This is a genomic window from Streptomyces sp. NPDC086023 (assembly GCF_044540325.1).
Classification (GTDB): Bacteria; Actinomycetota; Actinomycetes; order Streptomycetales; family Streptomycetaceae; genus Streptomyces.
Window position 1 is genome coordinate 234558 of record NZ_JBITRX010000004.1, and the last position, 14909, is coordinate 249466.

Annotated in this window: 16 protein-coding genes; 9 read left to right on the plus strand and 7 right to left on the minus strand. The window is 68.8% G+C overall.

Annotation, left to right across the window (positions count from 1 at the left end):
• Nucleotides 1-57: 57 nt before the first annotated feature.
• The 3 genes from gnd to dnaA form a co-directional block, all read right to left on the minus strand.
• Nucleotides 58-936, minus strand: coding sequence for a phosphogluconate dehydrogenase (NAD(+)-dependent, decarboxylating) (gnd, locus tag ACIF6F_RS10500; RefSeq protein WP_399944049.1), 879 nt, complete (start codon nt 934-936; stop codon nt 58-60).
• Between the two features lie 103 nt (nt 937-1039).
• Complete coding sequence (gene dnaN, locus ACIF6F_RS10505) at nt 1040-2170, minus strand: DNA polymerase III subunit beta (protein ID WP_399944052.1); 1131 nt, start codon at nt 2168-2170, stop codon at nt 1040-1042.
• Between the two features lie 937 nt (nt 2171-3107).
• Nucleotides 3108-4835 (minus strand): chromosomal replication initiator protein DnaA, encoded by a 1728-nt coding sequence (gene dnaA / locus ACIF6F_RS10510; RefSeq protein ID WP_399944054.1) that lies wholly within the window; start codon nt 4833-4835, stop codon nt 3108-3110.
• Between the two features lie 356 nt (nt 4836-5191).
• Here dnaA and rpmH point away from each other — a divergent pair, with 356 nt between their 5' ends.
• The 9 genes from rpmH to ACIF6F_RS10555 all read left to right on the plus strand — a co-directional run bounded on the left by rpmH (nt 5192) and on the right by ACIF6F_RS10555 (nt 11703).
• Nucleotides 5192-5329 (plus strand): 50S ribosomal protein L34, encoded by a 138-nt coding sequence (rpmH, locus tag ACIF6F_RS10515; protein WP_030457638.1) that lies wholly within the window; start codon nt 5192-5194, stop codon nt 5327-5329.
• A gap of 21 nt (nt 5330-5350) precedes the next feature.
• Complete coding sequence (gene rnpA / locus ACIF6F_RS10520) at nt 5351-5725, plus strand: ribonuclease P protein component (RefSeq protein WP_399944057.1); 375 nt, start codon at nt 5351-5353, stop codon at nt 5723-5725.
• A complete protein-coding gene (yidD, locus tag ACIF6F_RS10525; protein WP_399944060.1) occupies nt 5722-6003 on the plus strand; it encodes a membrane protein insertion efficiency factor YidD in 282 nt (93 codons plus the stop codon). The genes rnpA and yidD overlap by 4 nt, the downstream gene beginning before the upstream one ends.
• Nucleotides 6004-6006: 3 nt before the next feature.
• Complete coding sequence (yidC, locus tag ACIF6F_RS10530) at nt 6007-7107, plus strand: membrane protein insertase YidC (protein WP_399944063.1); 1101 nt, start codon at nt 6007-6009, stop codon at nt 7105-7107.
• A 15-nt stretch (nt 7108-7122) separates the two neighbouring features.
• Nucleotides 7123-7635 (plus strand): protein jag, encoded by a 513-nt coding sequence (locus tag ACIF6F_RS10535; RefSeq protein WP_399944066.1) that lies wholly within the window; start codon nt 7123-7125, stop codon nt 7633-7635.
• A gap of 118 nt (nt 7636-7753) precedes the next feature.
• The gene (gene rsmG, locus ACIF6F_RS10540; RefSeq protein WP_399944068.1) at nt 7754-8473 is read left to right on the plus strand and encodes a 16S rRNA (guanine(527)-N(7))-methyltransferase RsmG; all 720 of its coding nucleotides are present in this window, start codon (nt 7754-7756) and stop codon (nt 8471-8473) included.
• A 221-nt stretch (nt 8474-8694) separates the two neighbouring features.
• Nucleotides 8695-9801, plus strand: coding sequence for an AAA family ATPase (locus ACIF6F_RS10545; protein ID WP_399944071.1), 1107 nt, complete (start codon nt 8695-8697; stop codon nt 9799-9801).
• Entirely contained in the window at nt 9798-10874 is a 1077-nt protein-coding gene (locus tag ACIF6F_RS10550) for a ParB/RepB/Spo0J family partition protein (RefSeq protein WP_399944074.1), read from the plus strand. Before ACIF6F_RS10545 ends, ACIF6F_RS10550 begins: the two co-directional genes overlap by 4 nt.
• Before the next feature lie 211 nt (nt 10875-11085).
• Nucleotides 11086-11703, plus strand: a complete 618-nt coding sequence (locus ACIF6F_RS10555) for a GNAT family N-acetyltransferase (RefSeq protein WP_399944077.1) — start codon at nt 11086-11088, stop codon at nt 11701-11703.
• 112 nt (nt 11704-11815) lie between these two features.
• Here ACIF6F_RS10555 and trxA read toward each other — a convergent pair whose 3' ends face one another.
• From trxA to sigM, 4 genes are all read right to left on the minus strand, one after another.
• Nucleotides 11816-12151 carry a thioredoxin gene (gene trxA, locus ACIF6F_RS10560; RefSeq protein ID WP_399944079.1) on the minus strand — a complete coding sequence of 112 codons (336 nt, stop codon included), beginning with the start codon at nt 12149-12151 and terminating at the stop codon, nt 11816-11818.
• Nucleotides 12152-12197: 46 nt separating this feature from the next.
• Nucleotides 12198-13157, minus strand: a complete 960-nt coding sequence (gene trxB / locus ACIF6F_RS10565; RefSeq protein WP_399944082.1) for a thioredoxin-disulfide reductase — start codon at nt 13155-13157, stop codon at nt 12198-12200.
• A gap of 125 nt (nt 13158-13282) precedes the next feature.
• Nucleotides 13283-14215, minus strand: coding sequence for an anti-sigma factor family protein (locus ACIF6F_RS10570; protein WP_399944084.1), 933 nt, complete (start codon nt 14213-14215; stop codon nt 13283-13285).
• A complete protein-coding gene (gene sigM / locus ACIF6F_RS10575) occupies nt 14212-14901 on the minus strand; it encodes an RNA polymerase sigma factor SigM (RefSeq protein WP_399944086.1) in 690 nt (229 codons plus the stop codon). Before sigM ends, ACIF6F_RS10570 begins: the two co-directional genes overlap by 4 nt.
• Nucleotides 14902-14909 lie beyond the last annotated feature (8 nt).

Here is a 14909-nt window from a genome sequence, read left to right on the forward strand (position 1 = left end):
GGCCGACCTCCCCCGGCTCCTGCTGTTCGTCCCCAGCCTGTGGACGGGGACGGTGTACTACTTCTTGGTCTCGACCGCGTGGCCGCCGAACTGGTTGCGCAGCGCGGCGATCATCTTCATCTGCGGGGAGTCGTCCTGGCGCGAGGCGAAGCGCGCGAAGAGCGACGCGGTGATCGCGGGCAGTGGCACCGCGTTGTCGATCGCCGCCTCGACCGTCCAGCGGCCCTCGCCGGAGTCCTGGGCGAAGCCCTTGAGCTTGTCGAGGTGCTCGTCCTCGTCGAGGGCGTTGACCGCCAGGTCGAGCAGCCAGGAACGGATGACCGTGCCCTCCTGCCAGGAGCGGAAGACCTCGCGGACGTCGGTGACCGAGTCCACCTTCTCCAGCAGCTCCCAGCCCTCGGCGTAGGCCTGCATCATGGCGTACTCGATGCCGTTGTGGACCATCTTGGCGAAGTGGCCGGCGCCGACCTTGCCGGCGTGGACCGCGCCGAACTCGCCCTCGGGCTTGAGGGCGTCGAAGACCGGCTGCACCCGGGCGACGTTCTCCTTGTCGCCGCCGTACATCAGCGCGTAGCCGTTCTCCAGGCCCCAGACGCCGCCGGAGACACCGCAGTCGACGAAGCCGATGCCCTTCTCGGCCAGCTCGGCGGCGTGCTTCTCGTCGTCCGTCCAGCGGGAGTTGCCGCCGTCCACGACGATGTCGCCGGGCGAGAGCAGGCCGGCCAGCTCGTCGATGGTCGACTGGGTCGCCTCACCGGCGGGGACCATCACCCACACGACGCGCGGGGCCTGGAGACCGTCCACAAGCTCCTGGAGGCTGTGGACATCCGCGAGGTCCGGGTTGCGGTCGTATCCGATGACGGTGTGGCCTGCGCGGCGGATGCGCTCGCGCATGTTGCCGCCCATCTTGCCGAGACCGACGAGACCGAGCTCCATCAGGTGGTTCCTTAACTGTGTGTGCGGTTTCGTACCCGCGTCCGAGCCTACGCCCGGACGCGGATCCACACCTTCCCCCGGGCGCCGCCCGGGTTGCCCCACGTCAGCCGGACAGACGCACCGGCATGATCAGGTACTTGTACGCCTCGTCCGCCTCGGCGTCGACGGCCGGGCGGCCGCTCAGCAGCGCGGGCTTCGTCGAGGTCGTGAAGGACAGCTGCGCGACCGGGGAGTCGATGGCGCTCAGGCCGTCGAGCAGGAAGGTCGGGTTGAAGGCGATCGAGATGTCGTCGCCCTCCAGCTGCGCGTCGACGCGCTCCACAGCCTGTGCGTCGTCGCTGGAGCCGGCCTCCAGGATCAGCACGCCCTGCTCGAAGCTCAGCCGGACCGGGGTGTTGCGCTCGGCGACCAGGGCCACGCGCTTGACGGCCTCGACGAACGGGGCGGTCTCGATCACGGCGACGGAGTTGAACTCGGTCGGGAAGAGCGTGCGGTACTTCGGCAGGTCGCCCTCGAGCAGACGGGTGGTGGTACGGCGGCCCGCGCCCTCGAAACCGATCAGGCCCTCACCGGCACCGGAGCCGGAGAGCGCCAGCGTGACGGTGTCACCGCTGGTCAGGGACTTGGCGGTGTCCAGCAGGGTCTTGGCGGGCACCAGGGCGACGGCGGAGGCGTCCGGGCTCTCGGGCTTCCACAGGAACTCGCGGACGGCGAAGCGGTAGCGGTCGGTGGAGGCGAGGGTGACCCGGTCACCCTCGATCTCGATGCGCACGCCGGTGAGGACGGGCAGCGTGTCGTCGCGGCCGGCGGCGATGGCCACCTGGGCGGCGGCCGACGCGAAGACCTCGCCGGGGACGGTGCCGGTGGCGGTGGGCATCTGGGGCAGCGCCGGGTACTCCTCCACAGGCAGGGTGTGGAGTGTGAACCGCGAGGAGCCGCAGACCACCGTCGCCCGTACACCGTCTGTGGAAATCTCCACCGGGCGGTTGGGGAGGGCGCGGCAGATGTCGGCGAGCAGCCGGCCGGAGACGAGGACGGTGCCGTCCTCCTCCACGTCCGCCTCGACCGAGACGCGGGCCGAGACCTCGTAGTCGAAGCCGGAGAGGCTCAGCGAGCCCTCCTCGGCCTTCAGGAGAAGGCCCGCGAGAACGGGCACCGGCGGCCGGGCCGGGAGGCTACGGGCCGCCCACGCCACCGCCTCCGCGAGTACATCGCGCTCCACCCGGATCTTCACCGGAACCGCCTCCTGCTGTTGCTGGCTCGCCCTGCTGGCCTTCGTCGTCGGCTGAATGCCGGAGACCAGTCTGACGTACGGCGCCGACAGTCGGTGCTGCTGCCCGTCAAGTCGGGCCGAAGTCGTCGGGAGAGCCGAGAGGCGAGTTGTGCACAGGCCCTGCTTGAAAACCGAGCCAGGCCTAACTGTCTATGGGGGTAGTAGTAGGGCCTGTGGATTCCGTGGATAACCGCGTCCGCGCAGGTCAGCAACCGTTTTTTGTCCACCGGCCCTGTGGGCGGAGGCGGTGGACAACAGGGGTCTCCTGTGGAGAAGCGAAAGTTCTGCACAGTCCGTCCCCAGGTGACCCGGGGTACTCCACAGCTCTGTCCCCAGCTTTACCCGGTTTCCCCACAGCCCAACCATCCACATCGGTGTGACGCCTTTCACTCGGGGCGGTGAGAGGGGCGGTGTGGTTGCCGAACAGTGGACAACCGTGTGGAGAAGCTGAGGAAAGCTGGGGACAACCCGGCCCGGGCTGTGGGCCACCGGTGGACAACCATGGGGACGGCCCTGTGGACAGCTTGATCGTCCACAGCCTGTGGACTGTCGTCGCGCACAATTCCACAGCCCCCTGACCAGCCCTGATGCTCCATCAACAGGGGTGCCTGTGGACGGAATGTGGGTGGATTCGGGGGTCCCCAGGGTGTGGACGGGAAAAACTCCAAGATCTGTGGAGGACGCCCGTAACCAAGCCGCTAATCGAACAGATCCCGCTGTTCACGCGAACGGCCTAGCGAATCGCCGAGGGCCCCTGGGGGCGGCGAAACGGCCCCCCGACGGTCCCGAAGCGGCTCCTGGACGGCCCTGAAGCGGCCTCGGGACACCTTCCGGCGGCCCCCGGAACGGCGAAGGGCGCCCCGGGAGCGAGTCCCGGGGCGCCCCTGAGGCGGCGCGGTCAGCCGTTCTTGATGCGGTTGGTCAGCTCGGTGACCTGGTTGTAGATGGAGCGCCGCTCGGCCATCAGCGCGCGGATCTTCCGGTCGGCGTGCATCACCGTCGTGTGGTCGCGGCCGCCGAACTGCGCGCCGATCTTCGGCAGTGACAGGTCGGTGAGCTCCCGGCACAGGTACATCGCGATCTGGCGGGCCGTGACCAGCACCCGGCTCCGTGAGGAGCCGCAGAGGTCGTCCACCGTGAGACCGAAGTAGTCGGCGGTGGCCGCCATGATGGCGCCGGCGGTGATCTCGGGTGCGGTGTCCTCACCGCCCGGGATCAGGTTCTTGAGCACGTCCTCGGTCAGGCCGAGGTCCACCGGCTGCCGGTTGAGGCTGGCGAACGCCGTGACGCGGATCAGCGCGCCCTCCAGCTCGCGGATGTTCCGCGAGATCCTGGAGGCGATGAACTCCAGCACCTCCGGCGGGGCGTTCAGCTGCTCCTGCACCGCCTTCTTGCGGAGGATCGCGATCCGGGTCTCCAGCTCGGGCGGCTGCACGTCCGTGATCAGCCCCCACTCGAAGCGGTTGCGCAGCCGGTCCTCCAGGGTGACCAGCTGCTTGGGCGGCCGGTCGGAGGACAGCACGATCTGCTTGTTCGCGTTGTGGAGCGTGTTGAAGGTGTGGAAGAACTCCTCCTGCGTCGACTCCTTGCTCGCCAGGAACTGGATGTCGTCGACCAGCAGGATGTCCATCTCGCGGTACCGCTTGCGGAAGGCGTCGCCCTTGCCGTCGCGGATGGAGTTGATGAACTCGTTCGTGAACTCCTCCGAGCTCACGTACCGCACCCGGGTGCCCGGGTACAGGCTCCGCGCGTAGTGCCCGATCGCGTGCAGCAGGTGCGTCTTGCCGAGGCCGGACTCGCCGTAGATGAACAGCGGGTTGTACGCCTTGGCCGGCGCCTCGGCGACGGCCACCGCGGCGGCGTGCGCGAAGCGGTTCGACGCCCCGATGACGAAGGTGTCGAAGAGGTACTTGGGGTTCAGTCGCGCGGTCGGCTCGACCGGTCCCGAGGAGGAGCCGGACGAGGGCGGGGGCGGCGCGGCCTTCGGCTCGGCGCGCTGCTGCTCGTACGGTTTGGGCTCGTACGCGGGCTGCTCGTACGCGGGCTGCTCGTACTGCTGGGGCTCGTACGGCTTCGGCTCGTAAGGCCGGGGCTCGTAGGACGGCCCCGGCTGCTCGTACCCGCCGGAGCCGGAGGGCGACGCGTACGGGTCCCGCTCCTGGAAGCCGCCCAGGCGCGGCTGCTGCCAGCCGTACTCCTCCTGCTGCGAGGGGCGCGGCCAGGCGCCGGGCTCGGGACGCTGCGGCTGGTAGTCCGGGTAGGCCGGACGGGCCGTGGGCAGCTGGTCGTAGCCGTCGTCGTAGCGCGGACGGTCCTGCGGGGCGGGCGGCGAGGGCGCCGGTGCCGGCTCGCCGGCCGAGTCGTCCACCGTGATGGCGATCCGGATCGGACGGCCGCACTCGCGGCTGAGGGTCTCACTGATCAGCGGGGCCAGCCGGCCCTCCAGTACGCGCTTGCCCCATTCGTTGGGGACGGCCAGGAGCGCGGTGTCGGCTACCAGCGCGAGCGGCTGGCAGCGCTCGATCCACTGCTTGTCCTTGGCCTCGATGCCCTGCTGTCCCTCTCCCAGGAGATGCTCGAGAACCCTCGGCCACACTGCGGCAAGATCGGCAGGTACGTCAGCCACAGGGCACGCTCTCTCACAGGTCCCACGAATGTGTGGTTCTTTGGGACGGTCGGGACAAAAAAATGCGGGGTCAAGCCAAGGTAGTCAGCGCGACCCGTGCGGTTCAAGTTGTTGTCCACAGGCTGTGCACAGTGAGGGTCGGGCTCGACTCGGTTTGACCGGATGGACTAGTCCCGCGTACCGTAACCAGGTCGAGTTGTCGATGGCTGCTGCCGCCTGCCTACCGATGGGCGAAGATCACGGAACGTGATCGTTTAGCGGTGTCCACTCGGGCGATCACGCGAAAGTTCCTCGTGGGCGCACGGTGACAGCCAGGCGATGTACCGCCACAACGATTCATTTTCTGGAGCCCCCGAGTGAGCAAGCGCACCTTCCAGCCGAACAACCGTCGTCGCGCCAAGACCCACGGTTTCCGTCTGCGTATGCGTACCCGTGCCGGCCGTGCGATCCTCGCGAACCGCCGCGCCAAGGGTCGCAGCGCCCTGTCCGCGTAATCGCGCGCAGGTCATGACGTCGTGCTGCCTACCGAACATCGGCTGAGGCGGCGCGAGGACTTCGCGACCGCGGTACGACGAGGCCGCCGGGCCGGCCGCCCGCTCCTCGTCGTCCACCTACGTACCAGCGGTGCAACGGACCCGCACGAGCCGGGGGACTCAGCTTCCCCGACGCGTGCGGGTTTCGTCGTCAGCAAGGCAGTGGGCGGTGCGGTCGTCCGCAACCAGGTCAAGCGCAGACTGCGCCACCTGATGCGCGACCGGCTCGCCGAGCTGCCCCCCGGTAGCCTGGTGGTGGTACGTGCGCTGCCCGGATCGGGCGACGCCGACCACGAACAACTGGCCCGGGACCTGGATGCCGCCCTGCAGCGGCTGCTGGGAGGCGTGGCTCGATGAAGTACCCGCTGCTCGCTTTGATCAAGCTGTACCAGTGGACGATCAGTCCGCTGCTCGGGCCGGTGTGCCGCTACTACCCCTCGTGTTCGCACTACGGGTACACGGCCATCGACCGGCATGGTGCGGTGAAAGGGACGCTTCTGACCGCCTGGCGGATCCTGCGGTGCAATCCGTGGTCCCCAGGCGGAGTCGATCACGTCCCACCTCGCAAACGCCCGCGTTGGCACGAACAGCTGCGCAGTGCGTTGCGTAGACCTCGCAATGCTCAAGGAGCCTGATTAGTGGACACGATTGCCAGTCTGTTCAGCTTTATCACCACGCCCGTGTCGTGGGTCATCGTCCAGTTCCACAGCATGTACGGGGCGATTTTCGGTCCTGACACCGGTTGGGCCTGGGGACTGTCCATCGTTTCCCTGGTGATCCTGATCCGCATCTGCCTGATCCCGCTCTTCGTGAAGCAGATCAAGGCCACGCGGAACATGCAGGCGATCCAGCCGAAGATGAAGGCCATCCAGGAGCGCTACAAGAACGACAAGCAGCGCCAGTCCGAAGAGATGATGAAGCTGTACAAGGAGACGGGTACCAACCCGCTCTCCTCGTGCCTTCCCATCCTGGCGCAGTCGCCGTTCTTCTTCGCGCTGTACACCGTGCTCAGCGACATCGCCAACAACAAGCCGGTCGGCTTCATCGACCAGTCGCTGCTCGACAGTGCCCGTCAGGCATACATCTTCGGTGCTCCGCTCGCCGCGAAGTTCACCGACAGCGCCGAGAAGGTCGAGGCCCTGGGCGCCTCGCTGACCGACGTCCGCGTCGTGACCGCGGTCATGATCGTGCTGATGTCGCTGTCGCAGTTCTACACGCAGCGCCAGCTGATGCAGAAGAACGTCGACCTCACGGTCAAGACCCCCTTCATGCAGCAGCAGAAGATGCTGATGTACATCTTCCCGCTGATCTTCGCGGGCATGGGCATCAACTTCCCCGTCGGTGTCCTCGTCTACTGGCTGACCACCAACCTGTGGACCATGGGCCAGCAGATGTACGTGATCAACCAGAACCCCACCCCGGGTTCCAAGGCTCAGGACCAGTACCTCCAGCGCCTGCTCAAGCACGTCGCTTCGCACGGGAACGTCAAGGGCCGTCGTCGCAAGAACGTCGTCGCCGCGATCGTGGCCAAGGGCCCGGACCGCAACGACAACGAGCGGAAGTTCGTCTCCGCCCTGGCCAAGCAGGGCCTGGCCGCCCAGGCGGACGGCACGGTCTCCAAGAGCACCGTCGCCACCGCCGACGCGGACTCCGCCAGCAGCTCCGCCGCCAAGCGGCAGCAGCCCAAGCGGCAGAGCAAGTCACAGCGCCAGACCCCCAAGACCTCTCCCAAGAAGTAAGAAGGAGTCCATCCCGTGACGGAAGGCACCACCTCCGCCGCCGCCGAGGGTGGCGACACCCTCACCCGCCTTGAGCAGGAGGGTGAGATCGCGGCCGACTACCTCGAGGGTCTGCTCGACATCGCCGATCTCGATGGCGACATCGACATGGACGTCGAGGCCGATCGCGCCGCGGTGTCGATCATCAGCGACTCGGGCAGCCGCGACCTGCAGAAGCTGGTCGGGCGCGACGGAGAGGTCCTGGAGGCGCTCCAGGAGCTGACCCGGCTCGCGGTCCACCGCGAGACCGGTGACCGCAGCCGCCTGATGCTGGACATCGCCGGCTTCCGCGCCAAGAAGCGCGAGGAGCTGGCGGCGATCGGCGCCAAGGCTGCGGAGGAGGCGAAGAGCTCCGGCGAGCCGGTGAAGCTCCAGCCCATGACGCCGTTCGAGCGCAAGGTCGTGCACGACGCGGTCGCGGCCGCAGGTCTGCGCAGCGAGTCCGAGGGCGAGGAGCCCGAGCGCTTCGTCGTTGTGCTCCCGGCCTGACCGGAATAGTGCAGTGGTCGGCCCCGTCTGTGTCGCAGACGGGGCCGAAGTTTGTCAGCCTGGCATTTCAACCAGCACATGTGAGTCGACCGCAGTGCGTACGGAAGGACGGTCCCCCGTGACGGAGGCAGCAGCTGAGCTTCCCCCGGCGCCCGAAGAGGCGCGGACGGTGTTCGGTGAGTATTTCCCGGAAGCTGTCCGCTACGCGGAGCTGCTGGCGGATGCGGGGGTCAAGCGCGGCCTGATCGGTCCGCGTGAGGTGCCCCGCCTCTGGGAGCGGCACCTGCTGAACTGCGCCGTGCTGGCCGAAGTGGTGCCCGAGGGCGTCACCGTCTGCGACGTCGGCTCGGGTGCGGGACTGCCGGGCATTCCGCTCGCCCTGGTGCGGCCGGACCTGAAGATCACCCTCCTTGAGCCGCTGCTTCGGCGGACGAACTTCCTGCAGGAGGCCGTGGAGCTGCTGGGCCTGGACCACGTGACCGTGGTGCGGGGCCGGGCCGAGGAGATGCTGGGCAAGCTGCCGCAGGTGCACGTGGTGACCGCCCGTGCCGTGGCTCCGCTGGACCGGCTGGCCGGCTGGGGTGTGCCGCTGCTGCGTCCGTACGGAGAAATGCTCCTGCTGAAGGGCGACACGGCAGACGAGGAGCTGCTCGCTGCGAAGACGGCGCTCTCCAAGCTCGGTGTGGTGAAGACCTCGGTGCTGCAGGTCGGCGAGGGCGTGGTGGAGCCGATGTCCACCGTGGTCCGGGTCGAGGTGGGCGAGAGCCCCGGCGGCGTGCGGTTCGCGGCGAAGCGGGCCAAGGCCGCGCGCGTGGGGCGGGTCCGCAGGCGCCGTTGAGGTCCCGACGGTATGGATTTCGGAGTGTCGTAGCGGGATGAAGTGCCCGCGCGTGCATCGTGTTTCACGTGAAACGTCGCTCTCTGCTGCACGGAATCATCAGCCGCGGCCGAGCGGTTGCGTCCCCCCGCAACCGCCAGGAGACGGGGGTCGCGGAGTTGTCCACATCTGTGGATTCATCCACAGGAGTACGGGCCCCGCTGGTTCGCACCCCCGTAGACATGGGAGGCTCTGTTCATTCCGAGCCTGAAGTCGAGGAGAGTGAACCCGTGCGGTCCGACGCCAACCTCGCGGGGCCGGTGGCCGACCCGGTCCCCGGACCCCGCACCGAGTCCCCGGGGATGGGGACATCCCCAGCGGACGCGGCGGGAGATGTTTCACGTGAAACACCGCCTCCGATGGACGACACTCCCATCGGTCGCGCGGCCCAGCTGGCGGTCGAAGCCCTGGGTCGTGCGGGCGAAGGACTTCCTCGTCCGGAGCAGACCCGGGTCATCGTGGTCGCCAACCAGAAGGGTGGCGTAGGCAAGACCACCACCACGGTGAACCTGGCGGCCTCGCTGGCGCTGCACGGTGCTCGGGTGCTGGTCATCGACCTCGACCCGCAGGGCAATGCCTCGACGGCGCTCGGCATCGACCACCACGCAGAGGTCCCCTCGATCTACGACGTGCTTGTCGAGAGCCGGCCGCTGCTGGAGGTCGTCCAGCCGGTACCGGACGTCGAAGGCCTGTTCTGTGCGCCGGCCACGATCGACCTGGCGGGCGCCGAGATCGAGCTGGTCTCCCTGGTGGCGCGGGAAAGCCGCCTGCAGCGGGCCATCCAGGCGTACGAGCAGCCGCTGGACTACATCCTCATCGACTGCCCGCCCTCTCTGGGCCTGCTCACGGTCAACGCCCTGGTGGCCGGGGCCGAGGTGCTGATCCCGATCCAGTGCGAGTACTACGCGCTGGAGGGCCTGGGACAGCTGCTGCGGAACGTCGATCTGGTCCGGGCCCACCTCAACCCGGCCCTGCACGTCTCGACGATTCTGCTCACCATGTACGACGGCAGGACCCGCCTGGCCTCTCAGGTCGCTGAAGAGGTGCGCAGCCACTTCGGGAACGAGGTCCTGCGGACGAGCATCCCGCGCTCGGTCCGTATCTCGGAGGCGCCGAGCTACGGCCAGACGGTGCTCACCTATGATCCGGGCTCCAGTGGCTCCCTCTCCTACCTGGAAGCGGCGCGCGAGATCGCGCTGCGCGGAGTGGGAATCCAGTACGACGCCCAGCACGCCCACCTGGGCGGCGGCAGTATCAGCACGCAGAACATGTCGGAGGGGATCCAGTGAGTGAGCGACGTAGAGGGCTTGGGAGGGGGCTCGGCGCTCTGATCCCTGCGGCTCCGCAGGAACAGTCGGGTCCGGTGGTGGGTGCGGGGTCGACCTCGCCCGCGGCCGTACCGGTGCTGACGGCAGAGCGCGGAGTGGCGGCGGCCAAGGTGGCGGCCCTTCCGCACGCGACTGTTTCACGTGAAACGGAGGTGCCGGAGCCGGCGGCCGTCCAGCCCGAGGCCGCTGAGGTGGCCGGTGCGACCTTCGCGGAACTAGAGCTCGACTCCATCACCCCGAATCCGCGCCAGCCGCGTGAGGTGTTCGACGAGGACGCCCTGGCCGAGCTGGTCACCTCCATCCAGGAGGTCGGCCTGCTGCAGCCCGTCGTGGTGCGTCAGCTCGGGCCGGAGCGCTACGAGCTCATCATGGGCGAGCGCCGCTGGCGGGCCTGCCGTGAGGCCGGCCTGGAGCGCATCCCCGCGATCATCCGCGCGACGGACGACGAGAAGCTGCTCCTGGACGCGCTCCTGGAGAACCTCCACCGGGCACAGCTCAACCCCCTGGAAGAGGCGGCCGCGTACGACCAGCTCCTCCAGGACTTCAACTGCACCCACGACCAGCTCGCGGACCGTATCGGGCGCTCCCGCCCGCAGGTGTCCAACACGCTGCGTCTGCTGCGGCTCTCTGCCCCGGTACAGCGGAGGGTCGCCGCGGGCGTTCTGTCCGCGGGCCACGCCCGTGCGCTCCTGTCCGTGGAGGACTCCGAGGAGCAGGACCGCCTCGCCCACCGGATCGTGGCCGAGGGCCTCTCGGTCCGCGCGGTCGAGGAGATCGTCACCCTGATGGGGTCGCAGGCGACCAGCTCGGTGAAGCCGAAGGGTCCCCGCGCGGGGACCCGGGTCTCCCCTGCGCTGACGGAGTTGGCCTCACGGCTCTCCGACCGCTTCGAGACCCGGGTGAAGGTGGACCTCGGGCAGAAGAAGGGCAAGATCACCGTCGAGTTCGCGTCCATGGACGACCTGGAGCGAATCCTGAGCACGCTGGCTCCCGGCGAGGGGCGTGTGCTTGCGCAGGGCGACAGCGAGGGCTGAGCCGAGGGCGGACCAAAGGGCGGGCTGAGGCCCGCCCTTTGCTTTTCGTCGGTGTCGGTGCCCGGGCTCCGTGGCTACCATGCAATCAGCTATGGCGTATCCACTCGGAGACACCTCATGAAGAGGGGGCGGGGGCCATGCGATCGGTGAGACGCACCGGCCTGCTGACGGCGGGCCTGGGACTCGGAGCCGTAGGAGGGTTTGTCGGATCATGGGTCGTCGGCTTGTACCGCTCACGTTGGACAACCTCCAGGACCTTCCCAAACGCTGCCGGTCCTGCGTCTTCTGGGAACTCGACCCGGTCAGTGGCGACGCCGCGATAAAGGCCGGTACCCCGGAGCTGGAAAAGGAAGCGTGGATCTCCGCCGTCCTGTTGGAGTGGGGCTCCTGCGGGCGCGTGGTCTACGTCGACGAAGTGCCGGTGGGCTTCGTGCTCTACGCGCCCCCTGCCTATGTCCCGCGAGCCACCGCCTTCCCCACCAGCCCGGTCTCGCCCGATGCCGTCCAGCTGATGACGGGCTGGATCATGCCGGGCTACCAGGGACAGGGGCTGGGCAGGGTGATGGTGCAGACGGTCGCCAAGGATCTGCTGCGCCGGGGCTTCAAAGCCATCGAGGCATTCGGAGACGCCCGTTGGGACGGCCCGGCGTGCATGCTGCCGGCCGACCACCTCCTGGCGGTGGGGTTCAAGACGGTGCGTCCGCACCCCGTGCATCCGAGGCTGCGGCTCGAACTGCGCTCCACGCTGTCCTGGAAGGAGGACGTGGAGCTCGCCCTGGACCGTCTCCTGGGGGCGGCGCGCAAGGAGCCCGTGCTGCGTCCGCTCTGAGCCCCAGAGGCACGAGGGACCTCTGACGCCGGAGGCAGGAAAGGGGGCCGCCCACCAGGGCGGCCCCCTTTCGATGTTTCACGTGAAACACGGCTCCACGTGAAACGGGGTCTTACTTGGCCTCGATGAAGACATCCAGGTCGCGAAGGAGCGCGGCCTTCGGCTTGGCACCGACGATCGTCTTGGCGATCTCGCCACCCTGGTAGACGTTCAGCGTCGGGATGGACATGACGCCGTACTTCGCGGCCGTCGCCGGGTTCTCGTCGATGTTGAGCTTGACGATCTCGATCTGGTCGCCGTGCTCGGCCGCGATGGCCTCAAGGGACGGAGCGATCTGGCGGCACGGGCCGCACCACTCTGCCCAGAAGTCGACCAGGACGGGCTTCTCGCTCTTGAGCACAACCTCGTCGAAGTCCGCGTCGGTCACGTTCTTCAGGGTGCCGGCCACTGGGGCCTCCTTCTTCTGTACTGCGATGGGGTGTGGGGGAAGGGGGTCAGACGGTCGCGGTCGCGTGCTCCGAGTCGGAGAGGGCCGCGAGGAAGCGCTCCGCGTCCAGCGCGGCGGAGCAGCCGGTGCCGGCGGCCGTGATGGCCTGGCGGTACGTGTGGTCCACGACGTCACCGGCACCGAAGACACCGGTGATGTTGGTGCGGGTCGAGGGGGCGTCCACCTTGAGGTAGCCCTCCTCGTCCAGCTCCAGCTGACCCTTGAACAGCTCGGTGCGCGGGTCGTGGCCCACGGCGATGAAGAGACCGGTCACCGGGAGCTCGGAGGTCTCACCGGTCTTGGTGTTGCGCAGCGTCAGACCGGACAGCTTCTGCTCGCCGTGGATCTCGGCGACCTCGCTGTCCCAGGCGAACTTGATCTTCGGGTCGGCGAAGGCGCGCTCCTGCATGGCCTTCGAGGCGCGCAGGCTGTCACGGCGGTGGACGATCGTGACCGACTTGGCGAAGCGCGAGAGGAAGGTCGCCTCCTCCATCGCGGTGTCGCCGCCGCCGACGACGGCGATGTCCTGGTCCTTGAAGAAGAAGCCGTCGCAGGTCGCGCACCACGAGACGCCGCGGCCGGACAGGGCGTCCTCGTTGGGAAGGCCGAGCTTGCGGTGCTGCGAGCCGGTGGTCACGATCACGGCCTTGGCGCGGTGGACGGTGCCCGCGGTGTCGGTCACGGTCTTGATCTCACCGGTGAGGTCCACGGCGACGACGTCGTCCGGCACGAGCTCGGCGCCGAAGCGCTCGGCCTGGGCGCGCATGTTGTCCATCAGGTCAGGGCCCATGATGCCGTCAGGGAAGCCGGGGAAGTTCTCGACCTCGGTGGTGTTCATCAGCGCGCCGCCGGCGGTGACGGCACCCTCGAAGACGAGCGGCTTGAGCGATGCGCGTGCGGTGTACAGGGCGGCGGTGTAACCGGCCGGCCCGGAGCCGATGATGATCACGTTACGGACGTCGCTCACGGGTGCTTTCCTCGTCTCTGCGGACTGCCTGCTGACTACCGGGGGGCCGGTCTCTGGTCTCACCCCACCCAACGGATCCTACGGCGCCCGCATTCCCCGGTTGTCCGCCCTGTGGACCAGGGCTGTCAGGTCCGGGGGTAGGTGCCCGTCAGCAGGACCTTCCCGCGGCCCGTGGGATCGGAGACCGTGCAGGCCGAATCGACCACAAAGGCATCGGCACGAGACTCGTCACCCTGGTGCGGCAGGACCACCAGATAGGCGTCGTGCCCCTGGAAGATCCCCCGTTCGGCGGCGAGAGGCGTGTCCGTGCGGCCCGTGCCCGCGGCCACGCACGCGGGCAGCCTCCCGGCCAATGGCTTGCCGGTGTCCAGCAGCTCGGGTTTCGGGGCCGTCCGCTCGTCGAAGGTGCTGGCCGTCCCGGAGGGTGCCTGGGCGTTCCGGTCGCCGCTCAGCAACCGCTGGACGTCGCCGGGCAGGCGTGCGGCGCTGTACTCTCCCGGACCGTCCGCGGAGCTGGCGGCGGTGGCGTCCTTCTTGGTGTCGAAGGCGCCGTCCACGCCGAGGTTCTGGAAGAGGAGGACGCCGACGGCACAGGCAGCCGCGGTCACAATGCCGGTGAGGACGGCCACCCGGCGGCGGCTCCGCCTGCGGCCGGGACCGGTCGCGCCCGTGGCATGGCCCGCCGCACGGGTGGTCGCGAACGTCTTCGGGGCCACGGGCGCGCTCGATGTTTCACGTGAAACATCGCTTGCCGCCGTGTGCGCGGGGACGGCGGGCTCGTGGTCCGTGTCTCCGGGGGCGATGGTGTCCAGGAGCGCCTCGGCCGCCAGGGCGGCGTCGATGCGTCCGGCGATGTCGGCCGGCATGCGCTGCGGCCCCGGCAGGGTCCCCAGGAGTCCGCGGATCTCCTCCAGGGACGCCCGGACGTCCGCGCACAGCGGGCATTCGGTGAGGTGCGTGCGCACCTCGGCCGTCCTGGCCGGCGAGAGGAGGCCTTCGGTGAGATCGGAGATCTCCGAGACGTCCGGGTGCCGGATCGTGCCGGTCGTGGAAGTCACGCTCGCCCACCTCCGCCCTTCACAGCATCTGGGTCCCTGGATTCTGCTGCCGGTGGGACGGGTGTCCCCTGCGACCGGTTCCTTCCCCGGTCAGCGGCACTGTTACCCCCGGCATTCGAGCGCAGATGAGTGAGCAGGGGAAGAAGTCTCGCCCGGCCCCGGGCGCAGCGGCTCTTCACGGTGCCCGTCGGCACGTCGAGCATCTGCGCTGCCTCGGCCACGGGGTAACCCTGCATGTCGACGAGGACCAGGGCGGCCCGCTGCTCGGCAGGAAGGGTGTTCAGAGCGGCCAGCAGCTCACGGTGGAGGTCCTGGCGCTCGGCGGGCGCTTCGGCGGACTCATGGGGCTCCAGGAGCCTTTCGAAGGCCTCCGGGTCGTCCACCGCGGAGGTCCTGCGCGAGGCCACCTTGCGAGCCCGGTCCAGGCACGCGTTCACGGTGATGCGGTGCAGCCAGGTGGTCACCGCGGACTGACCCCGGAAGGTGTGCGCGGCCCGGTAGGCGGAGACGAGGGCGTCCTGCACGGCGTCCGCCGCCTCCTCACGGTCTCCGAGGGTGCGCAGGGCCACGGCCCAGAGCCGGTCCCGGTGACGGCGTACCAGCTCACCGAAGGCTTCGGGGTCGCCGGCGACATGTCTGGCCAGGAGTTCCTGGTCGCCGATGCCCCCGGATGCGGCGTCGTCCAACGGTGAGC